This window comes from Candidatus Microbacterium colombiense (assembly GCA_029203165.1).
Taxonomy (GTDB): Bacteria; Actinomycetota; Actinomycetes; order Actinomycetales; family Microbacteriaceae; genus Microbacterium; species Microbacterium colombiense.
This window is the reverse complement of record CP119308.1, coordinates 1,199,665-1,217,368: the sequence shown is the minus strand read 5'-3', so window position 1 is coordinate 1,217,368 and position 17,704 is coordinate 1,199,665. Positions and strand designations below refer to the sequence as shown.

Genomic DNA, 17,704 nt, shown 5'->3' with positions numbered 1-17,704 from the left:
CACTCATCCCGGAGACGACGAACCGGCCGGCAGCTGAAGCGTCAGCTGCCGGCCGGCATGTCGTCATCCGTACGAGCGGTCAGAGCGCGAGGCGCTCCCGCACCACGTCGGCCAGTCGTTCGGCGTAGGTCGTGACCGATTCGGCATCCGCCGCTTCCACCATCACCCGCACGAGCGGCTCGGTGCCGGACTTGCGCAGCAGCACACGGCCCGTATCACCGAGCTCGAGCTCGACCTGACGCACGGCGTCCTGCACAGCGCCGTCGTCGGCGACCCGATCCTTGTCGACATCGCGCACGTTGATGAGCACCTGCGGGTACACCGTCATGACGGCCGCGAGCTCCGCGATCGACTTCTTCTGGCGGGCCATCTCCGCGACCAGGTGGAGACCGGTCAGCAGGCCGTCACCGGTGGTGGCGTACTCGCTCATGATGACGTGACCGGACTGCTCGCCACCGAGCGCGTAACCTCCCGCATTCATGTCTTCGAGCACATAGCGGTCCCCGACGCCGGTCTGGCGAACCGTGATGCCGTGCTCACGCATCGCGACGTGCAGGCCGAGATTGCTCATGACCGTGGCGACGAGCGTGTCGTCGGTGAGATGTCCACGTTCCTTCATCGACACCGCGAGGATCGCCATGATCTGGTCGCCGTCGATGTGCGCACCGGTCGCGTCGACCGCGAGGCAGCGGTCCGCGTCGCCGTCGTGAGCGATGCCGATGTCGGCGCCGAGCCGCACGACGGCCTCTGCGAGATTGTCGAGATGGGTCGAGCCGACGCCGTCGTTGATGTTCAACCCGTCGGGATCCGCCCCGATGACCGTGACCTCGGCACCCGCATCGCGGAAGGTCTCGGGCGACACGCCGGACGCCGCACCGTGGGCGCAGTCGAGGACGACGTGGATGCCGTCGAGACGGTTCGGAAGCGAGCCGAGCAGGTGCACGACATAGCGATCTTCGGCGTCGGAGAAGCGGTCGATCCGCCCCACCCCTGCGCCGGTCGGACGCAGCATCTCGCCGGCCATGGCCTCTTCGATGCGCTGTTCGACGACGTCGGGGAGCTTGACCCCACCGCGTGCGAAGATCTTGATCCCGTTGTCGGGCGCCGCGTTGTGCGACGCCGAGATCATCACGCCGAAGTCGGCGTCACGATCGGCGACGAGGAACGCGAGGGCTGGCGTCGGGATGACCCCGGCCTCGAGCACGTCGACACCCGAGGATGCGAGCCCCGCCGACACCGCGGCGGTGAGGAAGTGTCCGGAGACCCTGGGGTCCCGGGCGACCACTGCGGTGAGTCGCTTGCCTTCGGCCTTGCGAGCCTCCGCAGTACGGCCCTGGCCCAGGACGACAGCAGTCGCCTGGGCCAGGGTGAGCGCCAGGTCGGCGGTGAGGACGCCATTGGCAAGTCCTCGCACACCGTCCGTGCCAAAGATCGGCATCGGAGCAGTTGACCTTAACGCTTCGAGTACTGAGGCGCCTTGCGGGCCTTCTTGAGTCCAGCCTTCTTGCGCTCCTTGACGCGAGCGTCGCGCGAGAGGAAGCCGGCCTTCTTCAGGGTCGGACGGTTGTTCTCCTCGTCGATACCGTTCAGCGAACGGGCGATGCCGAGCCGCAGCGCACCGGCCTGGCCCGAGGGGCCACCACCGGAGATACGAGCGATGACGTCGTATGCGCCGGCGAGGTTCAGCACCGTGAACGGGTCGTTGATCAGCTGCTGGTGCAGCTTGTTCGGGAAGTAGTCCTCGATCGTGCGGCCGTTGACCGTGATCGTTCCGGAGCCGGGGACGATGCGCACGCGGGCGATGGCCTGCTTGCGACGACCGACTGCGGCACCCGGGACGCTGAGCACGGGGCGGGGAGCCGCCTCGACTGCGTCGGTCTCGGGAGTCGAGGTCGAGAAGCTCTGGGGGTTTTCGGTGGTGTCCTGGATGTCAGCCACGAGTATGTCCTTAAGTCTTTACGGCGCTTACTGGGCGACCTGGTCGAGGGTGTACGTCTGCGGCTGCTGAGCGGCGTGCGGGTGCTCGGCGCCCACGTAGACCTTCAGCTTCGACAGCTGCTGGCGGCCGAGGCTGTTCTTGGGGAGCATGCCACGGATGGCCTTCTCCACAGCGCGGACCGGGTTCTTCTCGAGGAGCTCGGCGTAGGTGACCGACTTCAGGCCGCCCGGGTAACCCGAGTGACGGTAAGCCAGCTTCTTCTGGAGCTTCTGACCGGTGAGCGCGACCTTCTCGGCGTTCACGATGATGACGAAGTCACCCGAGTCGATGTGGTTGGCGAAGGTCGGCTTGTGCTTGCCACGCAGGAGCGTAGCGGCGTGCGAAGCCAGACGGCCGAGAACGACGTCGGTGGCGTCGATGACGACCCAGTCGCGCTGGACTTCGCCAGCCTTGGGGGTATAAGTGCGCGTCACGATAGTGCTGCTTTCTTGTGTCGAACGGAGAAGTTCGTGAATCCCACTCCGGGGTGGTTCTTCCTCGCGATCTCATCGAGAGGGGAACACGCCAGTGGAGGGCTCACGTTCGGACGGCGACCGCTCCCCGCGAACGGGGAATGGCACCAAAGAGTCAGCATACGCCACCCGGGCGTGTTCCCCCAAACCGAGAACCTGTGCTGTGCGCGGCATCCACTCGGCTCGCCCTTCCCGCATCCGCTTGAAGTCGCACAGTGTCGCAACTCGCCCCGGTCAGCGGCGAATCGCGCCGCCACCCGTTTGGCATCGGGCGCGTTCCGCCGCATCCAGCCCTTCGACGCGACACGATGCGACTTACCGGGGCATGGCCGTCGGCATCCCCTTCCTCCTGCCCGATCGTCCCGATTCAGGAGTTGTCCACATCCGCCGAAACTCTCTGCATCCGCGCGTCCGAGGTCGGCCGACTTCCGTGAGGGTGGACGGATGCCACGCCCTCCCGCTCCCCTGCCGCATGGTCTCGGCCGCCATTTCTCCGTCCGGCAGTCCGCCGAACTCGGGGTGTCGAAACGTCGTGTCCGCGCGCGCGACTTGGAGGCCCCTTTCCACGGCGCGCGACGACTCGTCGAGCAAGAGGAAACCGAACAGATCGCCGGACCGCTGGAGATCGATCGAGCACACCGACGACGCGTCCGGCGCGACGCCCGCACTTACGCGCAGGTGATGACGCCGCACAGCTTCTTCTGCGGTCGCACCGCAGCGGTGCTGTTCGGGGCCCCGGTGACGCCGCACGACGAGTTGGACGTCGCCGTGCTCGCGCCCCTCCGCGCGCCGCGTGGCGCCGGCATTCGAGGGCGCATCGTGTCGCCGCATCTCGTGGAAGTCGAGGTCAGGGACGGACTCGCCCTCACGAGTCCCGCCGCGACCTGGGCGATGTTGGCGCGCGAGCTGACCGAACGAGATCTGGTCGTGCTGGGCGACGCCTTCGTGCGGATCCCGCGCGACGATCTCGGGCGGCGACAGCCCACGCAGGCCCTCGCGACTCTCGCGCAACTGTGCGCAGCGGTCGATGCCGGTCGCAGGCGGCCGAAGGTCATCCGGCTGTCTGCCGCGCTCGAACGCATCCGGGTCGGCAGCGCATCGCCCCTGGAGACGGAGTTCCGACTCGATGCGTCGACCGACGGACTCCCTGAGGCGGTTCTCGACGCAGAGATCCGCGGAGAGAGCGGACGGTTGCTCGGGATCTCGGAGTTCGCCTATCCGCGGTTCCGCACGGTCGTGGAGATCGAGGGCGACCATCACCGAACGTCGAACCGGCAATGGAACCGCGACCTCGCCAAGTATCGCGACTACGCGGATGCCGGATGGGAGGTGGTGCGTCTGACGTCACGGAACATCCGAGGTCACGCACCCCCGGATGCCACGACCATCGTGCGGCGCGTGCTCCTTCGGCACGGGTGGGACGGGCGGCGGCGCTGATCCCGCACAGGTCAGCCTCGCTCCGCACCTGGGGCAGGGCGCATGTTGCCGCATCCCCCGCACCATATGCGACGCACCCCGCACCTGGGCACCCACAGGAGGGGCCCGCGGAGTCAGCTCGGCGAGACGGTCACCAGGATCGGTCGGTGATCGCTGGATCCCTGGGGCAGCGTCGTGATCGTCTCGATGTCGAACCCGACGGAGGTGGCGAAGTCGTAGTGACCGCGGAACACGCGGTAGCGCGTGTACGTGTGATCGTCGCTCAGCGTGAGGGCGTAGCCGTGATTGCGCACCGCCTGCCCGAGGTTCTCCTTGAACACCGGGTAGTTGTAGTCGCCGACCATGAGCTGGGGCAGTCCCTCACCGAGTTCGGCGAGCGCGGTGAGCGCCGCACGGATCTGGTGGCGACGCAACGAATTGAGCGCGGTGAGCGGCGCGGCGTGGAACGAGGCGACGATGAGTTCTCGCCCGTTGTCGATGTCGCGCAGCCGTGCGCCGAGCACACGCTCGTGAGCGGGCTTGAGCATGCGGTCGTGCAGCGACTTCTTCAGCTCGATCGTGCGGATCTGTTGCAGGTGGAAGGTGTTGGAGCGGTAGTACAACGCCAGTCCCAGGCGATTGCCCTGTGTGGCGTCGGCGAGCACGAGGTCCCCGATCCGTTCGGGAAGTCCCTGCACGTCGCATTCCTGCAGGCACAGGATGTCGGGCGCGTGCTCGCCCACCAGGGTCACGAGTTCCGTGGCGGCCCGGTGCTTGCGCAGGTTGTAGGAGATGACCTTCATCCATTCCACGCTAGCCCTTCCCCCTTGGAGTCGGGTGGCAGACGCGCATCCGCCCGGTGAACGGATGCCGTCGCCTACCGGCGGAGGATGCGCTGCGCGAGCCAGTTGCCGAAGATCTGCCCGACCTGAACTATCACGATGATGATCGCCACGGTGACCCAGGTGGCCTCCTGGTTGAACTGCTGGTAGCCGTAGATGATGGCGAAGTTGCCGAGGCCTCCACCACCGATGTAGCCGGCCATCGCCGACATGTCGACCACGGCGATGAACATGAACGTGTAGCCGAGGATCAGCGGTGCGAGCGCCTCGGGGATGACGAGCCCGAACAGGATCGCGAACCGCTTGGCGCCGATCGCGAGCGCGGCCTCGACGATGCCCGGGTCGACCGCGACGAGGTTCTGCTCGACCACCCTCCCGATCACGACCGCGGCCATGATCGTCATCGGCACGATCGCCGCCTGCGTGCCCAGGGTGGTTCCCGCGACGGCCTTGGTGACGGGTCCGACTGCGGTGAGGAAGATGATGAACGGGATGGGCCGGATCACATTGATCGCGAGGTTCATGACGTTGAACACGACACGGTTCGCGAACAGGTTGCCCGGTCGGGTGGCGTAAAGCGCGGCGCCGATCAGCAGTCCCGCGATGCCGCCGATCAGCAGCGTCACGACGACCATGTAGACGGTCTCCTGGATGGACTGCAGGAGCACGGGCGTGAGGCTGCCCCAGTCGGTGGCGGTGTGCACGTGGTTCACGAGGTCACCTCCGATCCCTCGACGGATGCCGCATCCGGGGCGCGAAGGATCTGCGCTCTCGTGTGCGATGCGAGTTCGGCGACGACGGGCTCGAGGGTCTCGGCATCGGCGTGCGCGCGGTAGGTGAGCGTTCCCAGCTGGCGCCCGCGGATGTCGGTGACGCCACCGAAGACCACGGTGTGCCGCACGCCGTGGCGCTCGAAGACCTCGGCGATGTGCTCACTCGTGAACTCGTTGACGTCGGCGCTGATCAGCGTTCCGCCGCCGACCAGTAGTGCGTCCAGGGTCTCCCCCGAGGGCACGCCCTGAGTCACGGCGGCGACGAATCGTTCGGTGAGCGCTGCGCGGGGGTGGGCGAAGACACGATACGTGTCGCCGCTGTCGACGACCTTTCCCCCGTCCATCACGATCACCTGGTCGCACAGCTCGTGCACGACGGAGATCTGGTGGGTGATGACGACGATCGTGATGCCCAGCTTGCGGTTGATCTCTTTCAGCAGAGCGAGCACCTCGCCGGTCGTCTGCGGGTCGAGTGCGCTCGTGGCCTCATCGGCGAGCAGCAGCTCGGGGTTGGCCGCGATGGCCCGTGCGATGCCGACGCGCTGCTTCTGCCCGCCCGACAACGCTCGCGGATAGCTGTTCGCCTTGTCTCCGATGCCGACGAAGTCGAGCAGTTCGGTGACGCGGGGGCCGATGTCCTGCTTCTTCCAGCCGGCGACCTTGAGCGGATAGGCGACGTTTCCCCGCACGGTGCGTGAGTTGAAGAGATTGAACTGCTGGAAGATCATCCCGATCCGTCCGCGCAGTCCCCTCAACTCCGTCTCGGAGGCGGATCCCACGTCGACGCCGAGCACGTCGACGGTTCCGCCTGTGGGCTTCTCCAACCCGTTGACCAGGCGGACCAGTGTCGACTTACCGGCTCCGGAGTATCCGATCACTCCGACGATAGAGCCGCGCTCGACCTGCAGGTCGACGTCTTCGAGTGCGGCGACGGCAGACCCACGACGGGTCGCGGGAAACCCCTTGGAAACCCGGTTGAAGCTGATGATTGTCATGGGTCCGCCGTCGTGCGAGGTCACTGCGTGGCGCGCAGCTGCTCTTCGAGATCGGCCAGCTCGGCCTGGAGGTCTTCTGCACTCCAGTCGGCCTTGAACTGCAGGTTGCCCTGGTTCAGCTCGGTGACAGCAGCCTCGACCTCGGGGCTGTGGTACGCCGCGATCAGCTTCGCCCAGCGCGGGTCGTCCTTCTGGTCATCGCGCACCACGAAGGCGTTGATGTACGGAGCGAGCTCCGGATCGTCGAGGTCTTCCTTGAAGATGATCAGGTCGTCGCCGAGCCCGCCCTTCTGGGCCTGCGTGTTGTTGACGATCGCCGCCTGCGCACTGCCGTCCTTGAGAGCGGCGACGGTCTGGTTCGCGTCGACCGGGAGCACCTTCACCTTGCTCGAGACGATGTCATCGGGCGTGGACAGGCTGTTGCCGCCGTCCTTCAGCTCGACGAGTCCCGCGCGCTGCAGGTTCAGCAGGCCGCGGGCGAGGTTCGTCGGGTTGTTCGGCAGCGCGACGGTCGCGCCCTCGGGCAACTCGTCGACGTCGCCGTACTTCTCGGAGTAGATCGCGAGCGGGTACACGGCGGTCGCGCCGACGGGAACGAGCGTGCCGCCGTTGTTCACGTTGAACTGCGACAGGAAGATGAGGTGCTGGAACAGGTTCACGTCCAGCTCGCCGTCCTGCACGCCCTGGTTGAGCTGCACGCCGTCGTTGATGGTGCGCACCTCGAGTTCGATGCCCTCTTCCGCCAGCTTGTCCTTGAGGATCGTCCAGTGCGCCTCGGTTCCGTCATCCGCGCCGAGCACGATCTTGCTGCTCGCGGTGTCGTCACCGGCGGCGGCGTCAGCGGTGTCTCCCCCCGTCGAGCAGGCCGCCATCGACAGCGTCAACGCGCCGGCGGCGAGCAGGCCGAGAGCGGACAGGATCTTCTTCTTCACACGGGAATCAGTCACAGACGAGAGTGAATCACGGCTGCGGGCGGGCACCGGGGGCAGCGGTAATCCCGCGTAATGACGGTCATCCTGCGTAACGCGAATGCCCGATTCCGATGACCTTCACTACGGTGGCGCGGCGACGTCAGCTGTCGTAGCCCCACCGCAATCCGAGGACGCCGGGCCCGAAGCCGTGTCTCACGAGATGCACGGAGTCCCCTCGCAGCGCACGCATCGTTGCGACATACTCGTCGTCGGCCTCGATGTACTCCTCGCACCAGCTGGGCAGCGCCTCGGGTGAGAAGTGCACCCAGATCAGCGTCTCGCGTGCCGGTCTCGAGGTCGCATGCCACGCCGACTGGCGCGCCGGGTAGTCGAGCGGGAAGGTCTCGGTGAACTCGATGAGCGCCGTGGAGCCCATGGTGATCGGCTCGTCGAGTGCGATGACCACACCCGACAGCAGTCGTCCGGGATGCAGGTACTCGCGATCGATGCGTCCGCCCACGACCTCGGAGATCACCGACATGATCTCGGTCTCCTCCGGCGCCACATCGATCAACGGGATCTCGGTGATCACGCCTTTGACCGACTGCACGAGTGATCGCATCACGATCTTCTCGACCGCCCCGTGCGGGCCGACGTGGACCGTGACGTGGGTCGAGAGGTCGCGCAAGGCGTCCTGCGGTGCGGAGCCCAGCGCGGCGAACGTCTCCGCCGTCTCCCGCTGCTCCCGCGCCTCGTCGAACGGCAGCCGAGGAGGAGGGATGGGGCCGAGCCGGGTCGACGGCCTCAGCAGGCGGGTGAGGTGCCCCCGTGCGAGTCCGAGCCGGTCCTCGATGCCCTCGATCGCCGCCAGCGATTGTGCACCTTCGGGCTGCCTGGCACCCGAGCGCCAATAGCTCAGCGTCGCCATCGACACGCGGTTGCCGTCGTCGGCGAGCATCGCCTGCAGACGGGCGAGAGTGACGCCGCGATCCGAGATCGCCGCACGCAACCCTGCGGCGAACGCACCGCGGTGATCGCCGTCCGCATCCGTCACAGTTCCCCCGGCATCCCGTGAAGGCCGTTCACGTAGATTCAGCATACGGTTCCGGTCCGAGTCTCCCTCGACTCGCCGAACCGTCGCCACCGTGGACGAGTCTGGGACCCCGCGGTGGCGTTCCTGCCGCTGCGGTCGCCTTGTGGGGAGGCGGCCGCAGAGCGGATCCCACCCTCGCTCAGTCGCCCGCGCTGTCGCGGCGAGCGCGGGTCTGCTCCGCGCGCGCGGAGAGCAGGTCATCGGCGGGGTATCCGACCTCCATCAGGGTCAGTCCCCGCGCGGCCAGCACCTTGAACTCGCTCGTTCGGGTGAGTGCGTCTCGCAGCACCACGAGGTCGGTGACGTCGAGGCGCTGCTCCCCCACGGCAACGCAGGCGCCGACGAGCGCGCGCACCATGCTGTGGCAGAACGCGTCAGCCTTGACCTCGGCGATGAGCACGCCCTCGGCATCGCGGGTCCACCGGTAGTCGAGTAGCGTGCGGATCGTCGTCGCCTCGTCGCGCGGCTTGCAGTACGCCGCGAAGTCGTGGAGTCCGATCAGGCTCTGCGCTGCGGCATCCATCGCCGTCTCGTCGAGATGCCCACGCACGGCTGTCGTGTCGTGTCGGCGCAACGGATCGTAACCGGCGGACTGATCGGCGAGCCGGTAGCGGTACCGGCGCCACACGGCCGAGAACCGCGCGTCGAAGCCGTCGGGAGCGATCGAGGAGCGGATCACCGAGGCGTCGGCGTACGCGCCGAGAACACCCCGCATCCGGGCGGCGATCGATGCCGCCGGATCCTGCGGGGCTCTCCCCTGCCGGGAGGCGATGCGCGCCCACTGCGCGTCGTCGAGGTCGACATGGGCCACCTGGCCGAGCGCATGCACTCCGGCATCCGTGCGTCCGGCGACGACGAAGCGCACCTCGGAGCCGACGATGCGTGCCAATGCAGCTTCCAGAGTCCCCTGCACCGTGCGCAACGTCGGCTGTCGTGCCCACCCCCGGAAGTGGGTGCCGTCATAAGCGATATCGAGCCGGATGCGCACGAAGCAAGCTTAGGTCGACGGCACCCCGATCAGACTCCGCCGTCGATGGAGCGGATGAAGTCGCCCGGTTCGTCGGGCACCATGACCTCGGTGTCGCGGTTCAGGCTCTCGCCGCGGAAGAACCGCTTCGACCGTGGGAACAGGTACCAGAGGAACATCAGCACCAGGCCGAAGGCCAGGGAGCCGATACCGATCACGAACGTGCCGCCGATGCCGAGCAACTCGGTGTACCCGTAATCGACCTGCCACATGTCGATCGCCGACTGCACGAATGCGGCGGTCAGCATGAGCCCGCCCAACAGGGGGAACAACCCCTTGAAGAAGAACTCGCGCGGGGACCGCAGGATGTCGGCGCGGAAGTACCAGACGCACGCGAAGCCGGTGATGGCGTAGTAGAACGCGATGGCGAGGCCCAGCGACAGGATCGAGTCCTGCAGGATGTTGTCACTGATCAGGGTCATGCCGACGTAGTACACCGAAGCCACGACGCCCATCACGATCGTCGAGAACGACGGGGTCTTGTAGGTGGGGTGGACGTCCTTGAACTTCGCGGGGAGCGCACGGTAGACCCCCATCGCGAGGGTGCCCCGCGCCGTCGGCAGGATCGTGGTCTGGGTCGACGAGATCGCCGAGATGATCACCGCGACCACCAGCACCCAGCCGAAGGGCCCGAGCAGGCCGTCCTTGATCGCGAGGAAGAAGTCGTCGGCGTTGGCCTCGTTGCCCAGGCCCGTTCCGGTCTCACCGAGACCCGCATACATCATCGCCGCGATCGTGACCGTGACGTACGTGAAGAGGAGGATGACGGTGGTCAGCAGCGCTGCGCGACCGGGGATGCGCTTCGGATCCTTGGTCTCCTCGTTCAGCGCCAAGCAGGTGTCCCAGCCCCAGTAGATGAAGAGGGCCAGCAGGATCGCCTCGGTGAAGCCCGACCAGTCGGTGAAGGCGAACGGGTTCATCCACTCCCAGTCGAACGCGGTCGCGCCGGGCGCGGAGCCTGCGAAGAACTGCCAGAGCGCGGTCACCACGAAGATCGCCAGGGCGAGGTACTGGATGCCGAGCAGGATGTTCTGGATGCGCTCGCCGATCTCCACCCCGCGCCAGCTGACCCACGTCATGGCGGCGATGAAGGCGACGGCGAGCACGACGACGCGCCAGTCGTTGTTCTCGAGATCCTGACCGATCAGTGACCAGAAGTAGACCGAGGCGATCTGCGCGAGGTTCGCAAGCACGACCATTCCGGCGACGGCGACACCCCACCCGCCCATCCAGCCGACCCAGGGGCCGAAAGCCTTGGTGCCCCAGGTGAAGGTGGTACCGCAGTCCGGCACCGCGTTGTTGAGCTCTCGGTAGGCGAAGGCGATGAGCAGCATCGGCACGAAGGCGATGACGAACGCGATCGGCGCCTGCGCGCCGACGGCGATGACCACGAACCCGAGCGAGGCGACCAGCGAGTACACGGGAGCCGTGGATGCCAGTCCGATGACGGTGGATCCCCAGAGCCCCAGTGTGCCGGTGGCCAGTCCTTTGCCTTCGGGTCGTTCCAGGCGGATTGGCGTTGTCGACATGGTGTGAACATAGGGCCGCGAGCGAGGCGCGGTCAAGGGGTCAGGGCGTGCGGCGGAGCATCCCGTCGGCATTGTCGGCGACCCACTCGACGAGCGGGAGCATCCGCTCCATCAGGTCTCGACCGAGCGGAGTCAGGCTGTACTCCACGTGCGGGGGCACGCTCGGGAAGGACTCCCGATGCACCAGTCCGTCGTCGGTCAGTGTGCGCAGCGTGGAGGCCAGCATCTTCTCGCTGATGCCGTCGACCTCTCGGCGCAGAGCGCCCCAACGGCGGGTGCCGTCGGACAGCGAGGACAGCACGAGCACGCCCCACTTGCTCATGATGTGGTCGAGGATCACCCGAGTGCCGCAGCCCTGTTCGAAGAGCATCGGCGCGGTTTCCTTTATCTGCGCAAAACTCACTGTCATGTAGGTACCTTACTTCAAAGTGGGTACCCTCGGATCGGAAGGTTTGCCGAGCGACGCGGGTTGTGGGAGATGTCACTTACGAAAGGACTCCCATGACCATCCTCGTCACCGGCGCCACGGGCAACCTCGGCCGCCTCATCATCGCCAGCCTGCTCGAGCGCGGCGCGGCTCCGCAGTCGATCGTCGCGGGAGTCCGCGACGTCGCGAAGGCCGCAGACCTCAGCGCCCTCGGCGTGCGCGTCGCCGTCGTCGACTACGACCAGCCTGCGACCATCACCGCCGCTCTCGATGGCGTCGACGCCGTCGCGCTCGTCTCGGGCTCCGAGGTCGGCCGCCGCGTCGCACAGCACGAGGCGGTCATCAACGCCGCCAAGGCCGCCGGCATCACGAAGTTCGTCTACACCAGCGCACCGAAGGCACCGACGAGCGACCTCGTGCTCGCTCCGGAGCACAAGGCGACGGAGGAGCTCATCGCAGCTGCAGGACTCCCCGCCGTGATCCTGCGCAACAACTGGTACACCGAGAACTACGCCGCCGACCTCGCCCGCGCTGCGGAGACGGGCGTGCTCGCGGCGGGTGTCGGAGACGGACGTGTCGCATCGGCCAGCCGCAAGGACTTCGCCGAGGCCGTCGCGGTCGTGCTGCTCGAGGACGGCCACCTCGGCCAGGCCTACGAACTCGGCGGTGATGTCGCCTGGAACTACAGCGACCTGGCGTCGGCCATCGCGGAGGTCACCGGTCGCCCGGTCGAGTACCACCCGCTCACCGCCGAAGAGCAGACCGCAGCACTCACCGCCGCGGGACTCGATGCGGGGACCGTCGGGTTCGTCGTCGCGCTGGATGCCGGCATCCGCGGTGGCGCCCTCGGAGACACCGACGGCACGCTCGCACGTCTGATCGGACGCCCGACCACTCCCCTGGTCGAGGGACTGCGCGCAATCGCCTGATCGGCACGCGCAGATGTCGAGAAGCGCCGCTCACGGAGGGGGGGAGCGGCGCTTCTCCTACGACCGGGGCCGGCCGTAGCTCAAGACGCCTCGCGCGAATGCACGTAGACGATGGTGAGTGTGATTCCGGCGGCACGCAGTCCGCGATCGGCGAGTACCGCCGCGATCGCGGCGCGGGCCGCCGTGAGAGTGTCCAGAGCACTGGCGGCGAAGTCCACGCCGACGGATGCCTCGATCCGCAGGCCGTCATCCCCGTCGACCACGGAGACGAGCGGTTCATCCTGGCCGGTGACGCCGAGCGCTGCCGCCCCTGCTCCCACCAGATTCGAGATCAACGATCCGGAGCGGTAGATGCTGCTCACGCCCGGCGTCGCCCGCACGGCCGCGTCGATCTCGGTGGCGAGTCCCGCCTGTTCGGCCATCATCGGCTCCTCTCCGCCCACGCGGACACGTCATAGACGTCTCGGATCGTCACGTCGATGGCAACGATGTTGAGCTCGGTGTGCGTGCGCAACCGTTGCTCGGTCTCAGACCGCAGTCGATCCACCATGCGAGGAATCGACTCGCCGAATCGCGCGCTGGCCTCGATGTCGATGCGGATCGGCGCACCGGGCTGCGTCACGTCGCCCTCCAGGCGGCAGCGACCGACGAGCACGCCGGGAACCGCATTCTCCGCCGAGCGGATCAGCCCACGCACGGCCCCCTCGGTGATTCCGAGGTCGACCGAAGGATCCGGCACGTCGAAGGGAATCCGGCGTCCCGCGCGCGCGTCCAGGGCGATGCCGCTGAGGATGCGGTCGACCCAGCTCGCGTCGACATCCGGAGACTCCGCAGCATCGGCGTCGATCAGCTGCCCGCCGAGCCCCTGCAGTCTCTCGAGAGCGTCCAGCGCCAACTGGCATCCAGGGGACTCGTCGATCGACGGATCGGCCGGCTGTCGTGCCGCGTCCAGATAGTCGGACAGCTCTTCGAGGGTGTGGCCGTCGAGGTCGGTCGGCTCCAGGCCGAGTCGACGCAGCTCAGGGTTGTCGTGGTCGTCGGTCATCGCCACTCCTCCATCCGTACGATCATGTATTTCCGCGCACGGGCCAGGAGGCCGCGCGCGGTACTCGCGGAGATGCCGAGCTCGTCCGAGATCTCGTCGTAGGAGTAGCCGCCGATCTCACGCAGCACCCAGCACTCCCGCTGCGCATCGGGCAGCTCGCGGAGCGCGGCGCCGAGTTCGGCGACACCTGCTCGGGCTTCTGCCACGCGCGGAGGCGAGGCGTGCGATGGAGCCTCCTGATCGACGTCGTCGACATCGACGATCGGACGCAGGCTCCGGATGCGATCCACGGCCTTCCGACTCACGATCCGCATCAGCCAGCTTTTGACCTTCGACGGATCCTCGAGCTCGGAGAATCGTTGCCAGGCGGTCACGAAGGCCTCCTGCACGATGTCGTCGACGTCAGCCGAGGCATTCAGCATCCGCTGCGTGTAGGCGCGCATCATCGGCGTGTACCGACGGACGAGTACGGCGAAGGCGGCGACGTCACCGTCGATGGCGCGGCCGGCGATGATTCCGTCGTTCGCCTCCTCCAACGCGCTGTGAAAGCGTTCCCCAACCATCTACTCACTCCCTCGTTCTGATCCCTGAGGAGATTCGGAGCGGCGGTGATTTCGGATCGAGTCCTCGACCCGAAATCACCTGGATGCCGCTCCATTGCGTGCGCTTTCTCACGCTCGAGAGCGACGGCCGGTGATCACACCGTAGACGAGCAGTACCACGAGTGAGCCGCCGATGGCCAGGACCCAGGTGGTCAGGGAGAAGAAGGAGTCGAGGCCGACGTTGAACAGAAGTCCGCCGAGCCAGCCTCCGAGCATCGCTCCCACAACGCCGAGGAGAAGGGTGACGAACCAGCCGCCACGCTGTTTGCCGGGGAGGATCAGTTTCGCGATCGCGCCGGCGAGGAGTCCGAGAATGAGGAAGGCGAAGAAGCCCATGGCTGTGTCCTTTCGAGGGTGGATGGGGAGGGGTGCACAGTTCCCCTCCCCAGAGGTCCGCTACTTCTTGAACGCGTCCTTCACGTTCTCGGCAGCATCACGGACGTTGCCCTTGGCCTGCTCGGCCTTGCCCTCGGCGACGAGCTTGTCGTCGTTGGTGACGTTGCCGACGACCTCCTTGGCCTTTCCGGAGATCTTCTCTGCAGCGGCCTTGATCTTGTCTTCAGCGCTCATGGTTTCTTCCTTCCTCCGTTCGAGACCCGGATCTCGGGCCCGAATACTTCCCCGCGGTCGTGCCGCGGGAAGACTGTTGTCGGCGCCCGCGGGTCAGACGCGTGTGGCCGGCGCGGCGTCTGCGTCGTCCGCCGGGATGTGGACGTCGTTGATGGTCACGTTGATCTCGACGACATCCATCCCGACGAGCTCCACCATCACGCGGTGGATGGCCGCTCGCACATCGTCGGCGACCTTCTGCAGCGACACGGGGTACTCGGCCACGATCGTCACATCGACGGCAACCTGAGTCTCGCCGACCTCGACGGTGATGCCCTGCGAGAGATCCGTGGTGTTCAGCGCGTCTCGGATGGCGCCCACCACGCGGGCCGCTCCTCCGCCGAGCGCGTACACGCCGGCGACCTCGCGAGCAGCGATGCCGGCGATCTTGGCGACGACGCCGTCTTCGATCGTCGTCTTCCCCGTCGCGGGAACCTGTGCGGGCGCCGCTGCCGCTACCTGAGTACTGTTCGCCGTGGTGGCCATCCTGAGCTCCTTGATCCATGTCCCGCCCCCGACTCGGAGTGCGGTGTGTTCTTCATCGACACCACTAAGACGGATGCGGATGCGAGAACGTCACAAATCAGTTCGACTTTTTCTCGATGCCTGTCAGATTCGGGACGATCGACTCACAGTGCACTCAGAGGTTGAGAGTGCATAATTGCACTCCATGAGCGACAGTGCAGATTCCTTGCGTGAGCAGCGCAAGCGAGAGACGTCCCGATCCCTCACCGACATCGCGCGCCGGATGACTTCGGAGAACGGCTTCGCCGGGTTCACGATCGAGGAGTTGTGCGCCGAGGTCGGTGTATCCCGCCGCACCTTCTTCAACTACTTCGAGAGCAAGGAGAACGCGGTCTTCGGGTTCGCCGTGATCGACTCTCGTCAGGAGCAGCTCGAAGCGGCGTTCTGCGCGCAGGGCGGAGACCTGCTCGACGATTTCATCGAACTCACGATCGGTCGGTTCGACCTCTTCAATCCACTGGACGACGCCCCCGCCCTCTTCGCGGTGATCGAGCAGGAACCACGCCTCCTCAAGGCCGTCTTCGACCAGATCGCCAAGAATGAGCGGCGCGACATGGCCTTGATCGTCGATCGGGAAGGCGCCACCCCCGATGTGCCGCTGCGGGCCGAGGTCGTCGTGCACACCGTCGGCGCCCTTGTCCGTCTCTGTATGGACCAGCTCCTGCACCACCAGTCCTCCGAGCCCTTCGGGAACCTCCTCGCCCGGCGACTCGAGGTCGCCCGCTCCGCCTACGCACCGTCACAGAAAGACCACTGAATGTCCGCCACAGCCACGAAGGATGCTCCCTTCCTGCTCACCAAGCGCCGCATCTGGATCATCTTCAGCGCCCTGATCGCCGGCATGCTGCTCTCGAGTCTCGACCAGACCATCGTGTCGACCGCGATGCCGACCATCGTCGGTCAGCTCGGCGGGGTCGACCACCAGGTGTGGATCACCACCGCCTACCTGCTCGCCACCACGATCGTGATGCCCATCTACGGCAAGTTCGGCGATGTGCTCGGTCGCCGGAACCTCTTCCTGATCGCGATCGCGCTGTTCACCCTGGCATCGGTCGGTTGCGCGTTCGCGACCGACTTCTGGATGTTCGTCGTCTTCCGCGCACTGCAGGGCCTCGGCGGCGGCGGTCTGATGATCCTGTCCCAGGCGATCATCGCCGACATCGTCCCGGCCAACGAGCGCGGCAAGTACATGGGTCCCCTCGGCGCTGTCTTCGGCCTCTCCGCCGTCGCCGGTCCGCTGCTCGGCGGCTTCTTCGTCGACCATCTGACATGGCAGTGGGCGTTCTACATCAACATCCCGGTCGGCATCGCCGCGTTCATCATCGCGATGGTCGCGTTGAAGCTGCCGAGCAAGAAGGCCCAGAAGCCGATCGACATCTTCGGCGTGATCTTCCTGTCGATCGCCACGACCTGCCTCATCTTCTTCACCGACTTCGGTGGCGACAAGGAGTTCGGTTGGGATTCGCTCGCCACCTGGGCATGGGGCGCCGGACTTGTCGTCGCCGCGACCGCCTTCATCATCACGGAGTCGCGTGTGCAGGATCCGATCATTCCGCTCAGCCTGTTCCGGAACCCGATCTTCATCAACGCCACGGCCATCGGACTCGTGCTCGGCATCGGCATGTTCGCGGCGATCGGGTTCGTGCCGACCTTCCTACAGATGTCGTCCGGCACCTCGGCCGCCGCATCCGGTCTGCTGATGATCCCGATGATGGTGGGCCTGATCGGCACCTCGATCTTCTCGGGGATCGCGATCTCGAAGACCGGGAAGTACAAGATCTACCCGATCGTCGGCACGATCCTCACCGGCATCGCGATGGTCTGCATGACCACGCTCTCTGCGGCGACCCCGATCTGGCTGATCTGCGTCTTCCTGTTCGTGTTCGGTTCGGGACTCGGCCTGATCATGCAGGTCGTGGTGCTGGTCGTGCAGAACGCGGTTCCATCCGACGAGATCGGCACCGCGACCAGCACGAACAACTACTTCCGCGAGGTGGGCGCCTCGCTCGGCACCGCTGTGTTCGGCACGATCTTCACGACGCGACTGACCGAGAATCTGCTCGGCGTGTTCGCGGGTGCCGGAGCCTCGCCGGATGCCGCGTCTCAGGCCGCCTCGACGATCGACCCCTCGACTCTCAGCTCGCTTCCCGAGGAGGTGCGCGAGGGCATCGTGACCGCCTACGCCGACGCACTGGCACCAGTGTTCTGGTACCTCGTGCCGTTCATCGTGCTGGCCTTCGTGCTGTCGCTGTTCCTCAAGCAGATCCCGTTGTCGGACCAGGCAGGACTCGTCGCCCGAGGCGAGGCCATCAGCGGCGAGGAGGCGGAGCGCCTGGAGGCGGAGCAGCGAGGAGTCGCAGTCGCGTCCGCCGTCTCCACCGACCTAGGCGATGCCGGGGTGGACAGCGAGAAGCGGGACACCGGGAATATCCCGACGCCCCGCTGAACTCGCGCCCCGACCTTCGGGCCTGGGCTAGCTGCGAAGATCGCGTAGAGCCTTCTGCGCGCTCTTCGCCGCCTTCTTCACGGT

Annotated in this window: 21 protein-coding genes; 4 read left to right on the top strand and 17 right to left on the bottom strand. The window is 66.6% G+C overall.

What is annotated here, in order from left to right; all coding sequences use genetic code 11:
* Positions 1-79: 79 nt before the first annotated feature.
* Genes glmM through rplM form a run of 3 tightly spaced genes read right to left on the bottom strand, consistent with a single transcriptional unit; the run spans position 80 to position 2,412 of the window.
* Positions 80-1,438 carry a phosphoglucosamine mutase gene (gene glmM, locus P0Y60_05970; GenBank protein ID WEK62299.1) on the bottom strand — a complete coding sequence of 453 codons (1,359 nt, stop codon included), beginning with the start codon at positions 1,436-1,438 and terminating at the stop codon, positions 80-82.
* A gap of 14 nt (positions 1,439-1,452) precedes the next feature.
* A complete protein-coding gene (gene rpsI, locus P0Y60_05965; GenBank protein WEK62298.1) occupies positions 1,453-1,938 on the bottom strand; it encodes a 30S ribosomal protein S9 in 486 nt (161 codons plus the stop codon).
* A gap of 27 nt (positions 1,939-1,965) precedes the next feature.
* On the bottom strand, positions 1,966-2,412 hold the full coding sequence (gene rplM, locus P0Y60_05960; GenBank protein WEK62297.1) for a 50S ribosomal protein L13: 447 nt from the start codon (positions 2,410-2,412) through the stop codon (positions 1,966-1,968).
* 720 nt (positions 2,413-3,132) lie between these two features.
* On the opposite strand from rplM, the gene P0Y60_05955 reads away from it, so the two are divergent.
* Entirely contained in the window at positions 3,133-3,888 is a 756-nt protein-coding gene (locus tag P0Y60_05955; GenBank protein WEK62296.1) for a hypothetical protein, read from the top strand.
* Positions 3,889-4,001: 113 nt separating this feature from the next.
* Here the strand turns inward: P0Y60_05955 and P0Y60_05950 are convergent, their stop codons facing one another.
* From P0Y60_05950 to P0Y60_05915, 8 genes are all read right to left on the bottom strand, one after another.
* On the bottom strand, positions 4,002-4,670 hold the full coding sequence (locus P0Y60_05950; protein ID WEK62295.1) for an endonuclease/exonuclease/phosphatase family protein: 669 nt from the start codon (positions 4,668-4,670) through the stop codon (positions 4,002-4,004).
* A 74-nt stretch (positions 4,671-4,744) separates the two neighbouring features.
* A complete protein-coding gene (locus tag P0Y60_05945; protein ID WEK62862.1) occupies positions 4,745-5,344 on the bottom strand; it encodes an ABC transporter permease subunit in 600 nt (199 codons plus the stop codon).
* Between the two features lie 74 nt (positions 5,345-5,418).
* Positions 5,419-6,477, bottom strand: coding sequence for a methionine ABC transporter ATP-binding protein (locus tag P0Y60_05940; GenBank protein WEK62294.1), 1,059 nt, complete (start codon positions 6,475-6,477; stop codon positions 5,419-5,421).
* 20 nt (positions 6,478-6,497) lie between these two features.
* The gene (locus tag P0Y60_05935; GenBank protein WEK62293.1) at positions 6,498-7,424 is read right to left on the bottom strand and encodes a MetQ/NlpA family ABC transporter substrate-binding protein; all 927 of its coding nucleotides are present in this window, start codon (positions 7,422-7,424) and stop codon (positions 6,498-6,500) included.
* Between the two features lie 124 nt (positions 7,425-7,548).
* Positions 7,549-8,442, bottom strand: coding sequence for a hypothetical protein (locus P0Y60_05930; GenBank protein ID WEK62292.1), 894 nt, complete (start codon positions 8,440-8,442; stop codon positions 7,549-7,551).
* A gap of 178 nt (positions 8,443-8,620) precedes the next feature.
* Positions 8,621-9,469 carry a tRNA pseudouridine(38-40) synthase TruA gene (gene truA, locus P0Y60_05925; protein ID WEK62291.1) on the bottom strand — a complete coding sequence of 283 codons (849 nt, stop codon included), beginning with the start codon at positions 9,467-9,469 and terminating at the stop codon, positions 8,621-8,623.
* A gap of 29 nt (positions 9,470-9,498) precedes the next feature.
* The gene (locus tag P0Y60_05920; protein WEK62290.1) at positions 9,499-11,037 is read right to left on the bottom strand and encodes an APC family permease; all 1,539 of its coding nucleotides are present in this window, start codon (positions 11,035-11,037) and stop codon (positions 9,499-9,501) included.
* 40 nt (positions 11,038-11,077) lie between these two features.
* A complete protein-coding gene (locus tag P0Y60_05915; GenBank protein WEK62289.1) occupies positions 11,078-11,446 on the bottom strand; it encodes a helix-turn-helix domain-containing protein in 369 nt (122 codons plus the stop codon).
* Between the two features lie 92 nt (positions 11,447-11,538).
* Between P0Y60_05915 and P0Y60_05910 the strand changes: the two genes are divergently transcribed.
* Positions 11,539-12,393, top strand: a complete 855-nt coding sequence (locus P0Y60_05910) for an SDR family oxidoreductase (GenBank protein ID WEK62288.1) — start codon at positions 11,539-11,541, stop codon at positions 12,391-12,393.
* Between the two features lie 80 nt (positions 12,394-12,473).
* Here P0Y60_05910 and P0Y60_05905 read toward each other — a convergent pair whose 3' ends face one another.
* The 6 genes from P0Y60_05905 to P0Y60_05880 all read right to left on the bottom strand — a co-directional run bounded on the left by P0Y60_05905 (position 12,474) and on the right by P0Y60_05880 (position 15,135).
* Positions 12,474-12,815: a hypothetical protein gene (locus P0Y60_05905; protein ID WEK62287.1), complete on the bottom strand. Its 342-nt coding sequence runs from the start codon at positions 12,813-12,815 to the stop codon at positions 12,474-12,476.
* The gene (locus tag P0Y60_05900; GenBank protein WEK62286.1) at positions 12,815-13,438 is read right to left on the bottom strand and encodes a hypothetical protein; all 624 of its coding nucleotides are present in this window, start codon (positions 13,436-13,438) and stop codon (positions 12,815-12,817) included. The genes P0Y60_05905 and P0Y60_05900 overlap by 1 nt, the downstream gene beginning before the upstream one ends.
* Positions 13,435-14,001 (bottom strand): sigma-70 family RNA polymerase sigma factor, encoded by a 567-nt coding sequence (locus P0Y60_05895; GenBank protein WEK62285.1) that lies wholly within the window; start codon positions 13,999-14,001, stop codon positions 13,435-13,437. The genes P0Y60_05900 and P0Y60_05895 overlap by 4 nt, the downstream gene beginning before the upstream one ends.
* Before the next feature lie 108 nt (positions 14,002-14,109).
* Positions 14,110-14,376 carry a GlsB/YeaQ/YmgE family stress response membrane protein gene (locus tag P0Y60_05890; protein WEK62284.1) on the bottom strand — a complete coding sequence of 89 codons (267 nt, stop codon included), beginning with the start codon at positions 14,374-14,376 and terminating at the stop codon, positions 14,110-14,112.
* 60 nt (positions 14,377-14,436) lie between these two features.
* Positions 14,437-14,610, bottom strand: coding sequence for a CsbD family protein (locus tag P0Y60_05885; protein WEK62283.1), 174 nt, complete (start codon positions 14,608-14,610; stop codon positions 14,437-14,439).
* A gap of 93 nt (positions 14,611-14,703) precedes the next feature.
* Positions 14,704-15,135, bottom strand: a complete 432-nt coding sequence (locus P0Y60_05880; GenBank protein ID WEK62282.1) for an Asp23/Gls24 family envelope stress response protein — start codon at positions 15,133-15,135, stop codon at positions 14,704-14,706.
* Positions 15,136-15,319: 184 nt separating this feature from the next.
* Between P0Y60_05880 and P0Y60_05875 the strand changes: the two genes are divergently transcribed.
* Positions 15,320-15,931 (top strand): TetR/AcrR family transcriptional regulator, encoded by a 612-nt coding sequence (locus P0Y60_05875; GenBank protein ID WEK62281.1) that lies wholly within the window; start codon positions 15,320-15,322, stop codon positions 15,929-15,931.
* Positions 15,932-17,620 carry an MDR family MFS transporter gene (locus P0Y60_05870; protein WEK62280.1) on the top strand — a complete coding sequence of 563 codons (1,689 nt, stop codon included), beginning with the start codon at positions 15,932-15,934 and terminating at the stop codon, positions 17,618-17,620.
* Positions 17,621-17,704: the final 84 nt, after the last annotated feature.